The following is a 7,209-nucleotide window of genomic DNA, read 5'->3' on the forward strand; positions in this document are numbered from 1 at the left end:
GGGCGGGGGCGGGGCATTGACCCCTTCCCCGACGTTTCCCGCCGCCGCCATACCTCTCCGCATCGAGGGAACAGCATTTGCAAAATCCATGGAAAGGCGGGATCCCAGTGGCTTGGCAAATGCATTGTGGGGTCACACACGGGGACCGCAAGGGGCGGGGTGGGGTCTTGGCCCCTTAACCTGGGCTTCCCGCCACCGCAGAGGAGGTCTGCCAATAAGGTCATCGGAGGGAGGCCGCCCTCACATGGGGCAAGAGGGCATCTGATGCACGGCGCCAGAGGCGCAGAGAAAGGGGGTGAGGGGCAGAGAGCAAGAAGGGGAGCCGCAGCTCCCCTTCCCGTTGGCGGATGCCGGGGTCAGACGGCTTTGTACTCAAGCTCGACCGAGCCCAGCGCCTTCAGGGTGGACTGGGCGGAGTCCCGCTGGCTGATCTGGCCATCCTTGCTCTCCAGCAGCACGGCGCGGCGCACGGTGGCGAGATCCTCGCCACCCAGCACAGCGTGGGCGCAGGCCATCTGCATCGGCGGCAGGCTCGGGTTGAAGGCGGCGTTCTCGGCATAGCGGCCGCAGAAGATGCGCCCGTCCTCGAACTGCAGCGCCACCGCGGCATAGCCCTGGCTGTAGGGGGCATAGCTCTGGCGGGCGGCGGCGAGCGCAGCCTGCCACAGGGGGTCGTCGCTCTCGAGCACCAGCTCGTCGTGAGCCTGGGGGCTCATCAGGGCATCGGTGATCTCGAGATCGGCGGGGCCGAAGGAGTGGGGCAGGAAGGATTGCAGCTCGCTGAGATCGTCCGGCAGGGAGACCTTCAGGGTCTTGGCGGTGCTCAGCTCGTTCATGAACTGGCGGCAGTGGCCGCAGGGGGTGTAGTTCACGGTGATCTCGGAGATCCCGGTCTCGCCACCCAGCCAGGCGTTGGAGATGGCGGACTGCTCGGCGTGGACCGAGTGGAACAGCCCCTGGCCCGCGAACTCCATGTTGGCGCCAAAGTACCAGGTGCCGCTCAGGCCGCAGGCGATGGCGCCGACGAAGAACCTGGAGATGGGGGCCACCGAGCAGGCGGCCGCCAGCGGCAGCAAGGCCAGACGCAGGGCCCTGTCATCCAGCCCGGTGGCGGCTTTCAGGGTCGCGACCTGGTCCGGGGTGAAACGGGCCTGGAAATCGTCCCCCAGCATGGGCAGCAGGGCGGCCTGGAGCGGGGCGGAAAGGGTCTCGAATGGCTTGGCAAAGCGGGGATGCATACTGTGTCCTCAAAGGCCAATTGGGGGGCCATTGTAGGGAGCAAGCGCGGCGAATTGTGTGAGCGCGCTCACGCCTTGATGGGTAAAGGGGCGGGGATGGTAAAGGAAACGTTTGTCTTTCGCAATCTGTGCGCCAGCTCCCGGCATCAGGGAGGCGAGGGTATCGGATGGAAACGGTGAAAGGGCACAGAGGCCATGGCCGCAAGGGCGGCCATGGCAACGGGGATCAGGTCAGCCAGTGGTAGAGGGCGAACAGCAGGGGGGCGATGGCCGCGGTCAGCACGCCGCACACCACCATGGCCAGCGACGAGAAGGCGCCCTGGGTCACCCCCTGCTCGGCGGAGGCGGCGGTGCCGATGGCGTGGGCGCAGGCTCCCATGGCGAGCCCCTGAGCCTCGGGGTCGGTGACCCGCATCAGCTTGAGCAGGGGGTAGCCCGCCAGGGCCCCCAGGATCCCCACCACCACCACCACGGCGGCGGCGATGGCGGGAATGCCGCCGAGGGACTGGCTGACGCTCATGGCGAGCGGCGTGGTGATGGACTTGGTGGCGATGGAGGCGAGCAGCGCCGGATCCGCCCCCATCAGGTGGCCGACCCCCAGGGTGGTGCAGACCGAGATGAGCACCGCGGTGAGGGTACAGGCCAGGATGGGTGTGAGCTTGTCGCGGATCTGGCGCGCCTGCTGGTACAGCGGCAGGGCCAGGGCCACCACGGCGGGTTCCAGCAGGGCGGTCAGGGGTGAGGCCCCCTGCTGGTACTGATCCAGAGGCAGATCGAGCCAGAGCAGCAGGCCGATGATGACGGCGGTGGGGATCAGCACCGGATTGATGACGGGCCAGGGCAGGCGGCGGTAGAGGGCCCGGGTCATGAAATAGAGGGCCAGGGTGAGGGGCAGGGCGAACCAGAGGATCATGGCTTGTTCATCCTTTGATAGAGGTGGCCGACCGCGCCCAGGATGAGCACGATGCCGAGCACGACGCAGAGCATGATGAGACCGAAGGATTGGCGCAGGGGCTCGAGCCAGGCCACCAGGCCCACCGCCACCGGCACGAACAGCACCCCCATGTGGCGCAGCAGCAGGCCGCCCCCCAGCTCGACCCAGGAGAAGCGGACGATCTGCAAGGAGAGCAGCACGAACAGCAGCAGCATGCCGATGATGCTGCCGGGGAAGGCGAAGGGCAGGATGGCCGCCACGGCCTTGCCTGCCAGCAGACAGGCGATGATGACCAGAAAATCACGAAGGTAGCGCAGGGTGCGTTGCAGCAGCACGGGGGCCTCATCTTGGCAAGTGTGAGCAAGGTCGCAGTTTAACAGGCACGGGGGGGAGGGAACAGGGTCAACTGGCCCGCAGGGGATACAATGGCCCGGCTTCAACCCCATTCACAAGAAGGAGTTCCCATGTCGACCCCCTCTCTCCTGGCCCGGTTGCGCCAACTGCCCGCCGATCCCGCCCTCCCTGACACCCTGCTGCAAACCCGCCAGTGGGAGGGGCCGCTTTGCCGGGTGAGGCTCGACAACACCGGGAAGCAGTCCGAGGCCGTCCACCACTGGCGGCTGTTTGAGGGGGATCTCGGACTTGCGCCCGACGCGGCCATCTACGGGGAGGGATTCCAGATGCTGGCCCAGACCGGGGGACGCTGGAACGCCCCCGAGCACCTGGGCCGCTGCCCCGATGCGTCTGTCTATCGCATCACCGCCGACCATGGCTACCACACGGTGCACAACCTGCTGCTGGTGGCGCAGGAGGGGGGTTGGCTGCTGCTGGCCTTTGCGAGCTGCCAGCGCTTTGGCGGGGAGTTTCGCCTCCATCCCGACGGGCGCCTCGAGATCGTGATGAACACCGAAGGGCGCACCCTGGCGCCGGGTGCGTACTGGCAGAGCGAGGCGCTGATCTGCCTGGAGGGGCCGGACAGGGAGGCCCTGCTCGCGACGCTGGCGCAGCATATCGCCGCCGAGCACGGCTCCCTGGTGGGGGAGGTGCCCACGCGCCCGAGCGGCTGGTGCTCCTGGTATCACTACTACGCGAACGTGAGCGCGGCGGACATTCGCGAGAACCTGGCGGTGCGGGCCGAGCGTTTCCCGGCCCTGCGCTACGTGCAGATAGACGATGGCTATCAGGCCAGGATGGGGGACTGGCTCACCCCTTCCGCCAAGTTCGAGGAGGGAGTGGCGGCCCTGGCAGGGGAGATCCGCGCCGCCGGTTGCGAGCCTGCGCTCTGGGTCGCCCCCTTTATCGCCGAGCCCGGCTCCCGAGTGTTCCAGCAGCACCCTGACTGGTTCGTGAAAGGGGAGGATGGCCTGCCGCTCCCCTCGGAGCGGGTCACCTACGGGGGCTGGCGCTGCACCCCCTGGTACGTGCTGGATGGCACCCACCCCGAGGTGCAGACGCACCTGGAGCAGGTATTTCGCACCCTGCGTACCCAGTGGGGCATTCACTACTTCAAGCTCGATGCCAACTTCTGGGGGGCCATCCACGGTGGTCGCTTCCACGACCCCGCCGCCACTAGGGTGGAGGCCTATCGGCGCGGCATGGCCGCCATCCTGCGCGGCGCCGGGGAGGGGGCCTTCCTGCTCGGCTGCAATGCGCCGCTGTGGCCGAGCCTCGGCCTGGTGCACGGCATGCGGGTGAGCGATGACGTGGAGCGCCAGGGCCCCCGTTTTCGCCAGATAGCGCGAGAAGCCTTCTGCCGCGCCTGGCAGCACGAGCGGCTCTGGGTGCTGGACCCCGACTGCGTCTGCCTGCGGGATATCCCGGGCCAGCACGGGAGCCGCGCCGAGTACGACTTTCACCTGGCCGCCCTGGTGGCGAGCGGTGGCATGGTGCTGGCGGGGGACAGATTGCAGGATCTGGACGAGGGGCAAGGGGCGCGCCTTGGCAAGCTGCTCGCCCTGTGCGCCGCGCGCACCCCGGCGGCCCGCTTCGAGGGGATGGCATTCGAGCGCGGGCGGGTGGCGTTGCCCGGGGGCGGCGAGCTGCTCTGCCTGTTCAACTGGGGGGAGCACCCCTGCGAGTGCCCGTTGACGCCGGGGGGCACAGACTTCTGGGACGAGACGCCCCTGGGGAGCACCCTGGTGCTGCAAGGGGGGCAGGGGGCGGTGATCCGCTACCCCTGATGGCGTTGCACTGCAAAAAGGCTCCCTCGGGAGCCTTTTTTACGTGGCGAAATGGTCTCTAGAAGTGCCACTCCATCCCGATGGCGTAATTGGCGGAGCCATAGCCCGGGATCTCGTTGCTGGAGGCGAGCGCCTTGACGGTGAGGCGGGTTGTCAGGGGGATGCCGAGCCCCATGCCGATGGCGATCTCGTCGCTCTGATCCCCCATCATGTCCACCCGCAGGGTGCGATAGAGGGAGAGATCCTGGCTCATCTGGGCATAGATCTGGGACGACTTGTTGTAGAGCTGGCCGAACACCTCCATCTGGAAGCCGTTTTGCGGCGTGATGGCCAGGGGAATGCCGGCGAAGCGGTAGAGATCCGAGTGGTTGAAATAGCTGTTGGTGATTTGCGGGGTGAAGTCAGTCTGCTGGTAGAGGGTGCTGAAATTGCGCTCGATGAGCCGGTAGGTCTGCTCCGGCAGGCGCAAGAGGTAGTCCGGCACCTCGAACCGGGCGCCAGCGAGGGCGGCCTGGGGCAGCAGGGCACAGGCGACGAGTGTCAAAGCAGGCAGAGCTGAACGCATAAAACGAGAGTTCCCCAACAGTCGAAAGCACGGCATCCATGCCGTCAGCGCATCTAAATATTCACACTATCAGGAGCTTGGGCTCCCTGCCCATTATGTCGCGAGCCGGGGAAACGCATCGGTTTTTAACTGTGAAACGGCTCACATCTCACAGATTTTCAAGGTAGTGATAGAGACTCTTTAGAATCGCAAAGTTCCGTTCGTTCCCCTGGTTCTGTTCCGCCAGGGCTTCCAGGCGCGGCACATAATCCGGCAGGCGGCGGCTGAAGTAGTCACTGCAATGCAGGCGCCAGCGCTTCTGCTCCGCTTCGCTCAAGGTGTGGGGCCAGTTGCGGGCGCGGTAACGGAACAGCATCTCGGGCAGACGGGGATCCGTGAAGGCAAACTCCCGCTCCCCCAGCAGATCCGCCGGAGTGGCGCGCACCAGGTCTATGGTGGACTTGTCGCCGTGGCCGAAGAAGCCGGCGTAGAGCTGGGTGTCGGGGTCGCCGTCGGTGCTGCCGGCAAACTCCTGGTTGAACACCTCCACCAGTTTTTCCCGCACCTCGGGGTGGGCCCGCAGCAGATCCAGGCTCTTGCGGCACTGAGCCCGATTGATGCCCAGCTCGTCCGCCCGCTCCGGCGTCAGGGTGGCGGCCGGGGCCAGCACCGGGCACTTGTTGATGTGCACCAGTTTGACCGGAATGCCGGCCAGATCCCCCAGCTCCTCTTTTTTGGTGTAGAGGCGCTCGCGGATCTCCTCGCAGGAGAGCTCGATAAGCGGAGTGGGGTCACGGGTCAGATCCACCATGATCACCGCGTTCTGGTTGGTGGGGTGCCAGGCGAGCGGCGACACCCAGCTTGCACACCCCTGCCAGGGGGAGAACATGCCGGAGACGTGCACCAGGGGTTTCATGGTCACCACGTCGATGAGGGCCTTCACCTTGTTCTTGTTGCGAAGATCAAAGAGGTACTCGAAGAGCTTGGGCTGAGCCTTTTTCACCAGCCTGGCCATCTCGATGGTGGCCAGCACATCCGAGAGCGCATCGTGGGCGTTGGCGTGGGCCACGCCGTTGGCGACGGTGAGCTTCTCCAGCCTGAAGCTCGGCTTGCCCTCGTCGTCAAACGCCCACTCTATCCCCTGCGGGCGCAGGGCGTAGCAGGCCCGCAGCATGTCGAGGATGTCCCAGCGGGAGTTGCCGTTCTGCCAGGCGTAGGCATAGGGGTCATAGAAGTTGCGATAGAGGGTGTAGCGGGTCACCTCGTCATCGAAGCGGATGCTGTTGTAGCCGAGCACGCAGGTGCCCGGGGTGGCGAACTCTGCGTGGATCTGGCGGATGAAGTCCGCCTCGCACAGGCCGTCCTTCATCGCCTTTTGCGGCGTGATGCCGGTGATGAGGCAGGCTTCCGGCTCCGGCAGGTAATCCGCCGGCGGCTTGCAGTAAATCACCAGCGGCTCGCCGATGACGTTGAAATCCCCGTCGGTGCGAATGCCCGCAAACTGCGCCGGTCTGTCTTTGGCCGGACTGATGCCGAAGGTCTCGTAGTCGTGGAAATAGAAGGTAGGCTTTGTCTGCTGGCTCATTTCGTGGTTCTGAATTGTGTTTATATGCTTGAAAAACAAGTCGTTATACGGAGTGTTATCTCAGATTGTCTCACTTTGTCTGATCTTGATTCAGTCCGTTTCAGACCAGTTTGGTACGTATCTGTGTACACGTCAGGGCGCGTTAATGTGTCAGTGAAAAATCAGATGGCCAATCACAGGAGAGTCATATGCCACTTACTGATGCGAAGCTACGTGCCCTGTATGGTAAGCCCTACTTTGGTAAGACGGAATTGTCAGATCGTGATGGATTGTCAGCTCGGGTCACCGAGCGTGGCACCATCTCATGGCAATATCGCTATCGCTGGCAAGGAAAAGCGGCGAGACTCAAAATTGGACGCTATCCCGACCTTAAACTCGCTGATGCCAGGGCATTGATCCCTGCTATCCGTGGTGCGCTGGAGCGTAATGAACACCCTAGAGTTTTCTGGGATAAGCTCCACCAGAAGCATGATGTCACACTGAAACAGTGCTGCGAGCATTTTCGTGAGCACCATCTGCCCAAGCTGCGGCCTCGTACGGTCATGCTCTATGAGCATACCATGCAGCGCTATTTCGAACCTCTGTTTATTGGTATTCCGGTTGAACAGATCCCGTTTTCCAGCTGGCTGGAGTGGTTTGATAAAATTGGCAAGGGAAGGTGCGAATAAGCGGGGAAATTCTTCTCGGCTGACTCAGTCATTTCATTTCTTCATGTTTGAGCCGATTTT

General features: G+C 64.3%; 7 protein-coding genes. 2 read left to right on the forward strand and 5 right to left on the reverse strand.

Going from position 1 to position 7,209, the window contains the following annotated elements; genetic code table 11:
• Positions 1–356: 356 nt before the first annotated feature.
• The 3 genes from cdd to PG879_RS16870 form a co-directional block, all read right to left on the reverse strand.
• Entirely contained in the window at positions 357–1,238 is an 882-nt protein-coding gene (cdd, locus tag PG879_RS16860; RefSeq protein ID WP_010674459.1) for a cytidine deaminase, read from the reverse strand.
• Between the two features lie 226 nt (positions 1,239–1,464).
• Positions 1,465–2,151: an LrgB family protein gene (locus PG879_RS16865; protein ID WP_041212945.1), complete on the reverse strand. Its 687-nt coding sequence runs from the start codon at positions 2,149–2,151 to the stop codon at positions 1,465–1,467.
• Complete coding sequence (locus tag PG879_RS16870; protein WP_010674461.1) at positions 2,148–2,507, reverse strand: CidA/LrgA family protein; 360 nt, start codon at positions 2,505–2,507, stop codon at positions 2,148–2,150. The genes PG879_RS16865 and PG879_RS16870 overlap by 4 nt, the downstream gene beginning before the upstream one ends.
• 129 nt (positions 2,508–2,636) lie before the next feature.
• Here PG879_RS16870 and PG879_RS16875 point away from each other — a divergent pair, with 129 nt between their 5' ends.
• The gene (locus tag PG879_RS16875; protein ID WP_270830462.1) at positions 2,637–4,352 is read left to right on the forward strand and encodes a glycoside hydrolase family 36 protein; all 1,716 of its coding nucleotides are present in this window, start codon (positions 2,637–2,639) and stop codon (positions 4,350–4,352) included.
• 58 nt (positions 4,353–4,410) lie between these two features.
• Here PG879_RS16875 and PG879_RS16880 read toward each other — a convergent pair whose 3' ends face one another.
• The gene (locus PG879_RS16880; protein WP_039038881.1) at positions 4,411–4,917 is read right to left on the reverse strand and encodes a hypothetical protein; all 507 of its coding nucleotides are present in this window, start codon (positions 4,915–4,917) and stop codon (positions 4,411–4,413) included.
• A 148-nt stretch (positions 4,918–5,065) separates the two neighbouring features.
• Positions 5,066–6,481: an exodeoxyribonuclease I gene (gene sbcB, locus PG879_RS16885; protein WP_270830463.1), complete on the reverse strand. Its 1,416-nt coding sequence runs from the start codon at positions 6,479–6,481 to the stop codon at positions 5,066–5,068.
• A gap of 188 nt (positions 6,482–6,669) precedes the next feature.
• On the opposite strand from sbcB, the gene PG879_RS16890 reads away from it, so the two are divergent.
• Positions 6,670–7,149 (forward strand): Arm DNA-binding domain-containing protein, encoded by a 480-nt coding sequence (locus PG879_RS16890; protein WP_270830464.1) that lies wholly within the window; start codon positions 6,670–6,672, stop codon positions 7,147–7,149.
• The last annotated feature ends 60 nt before the right edge of the window (positions 7,150–7,209 follow it).

It is taken from the genome of Aeromonas sp. QDB63, assembly GCF_027707425.1.
In the GTDB taxonomy this organism is placed as follows: Bacteria; Pseudomonadota; Gammaproteobacteria; order Enterobacterales; family Aeromonadaceae; genus Aeromonas; species Aeromonas caviae.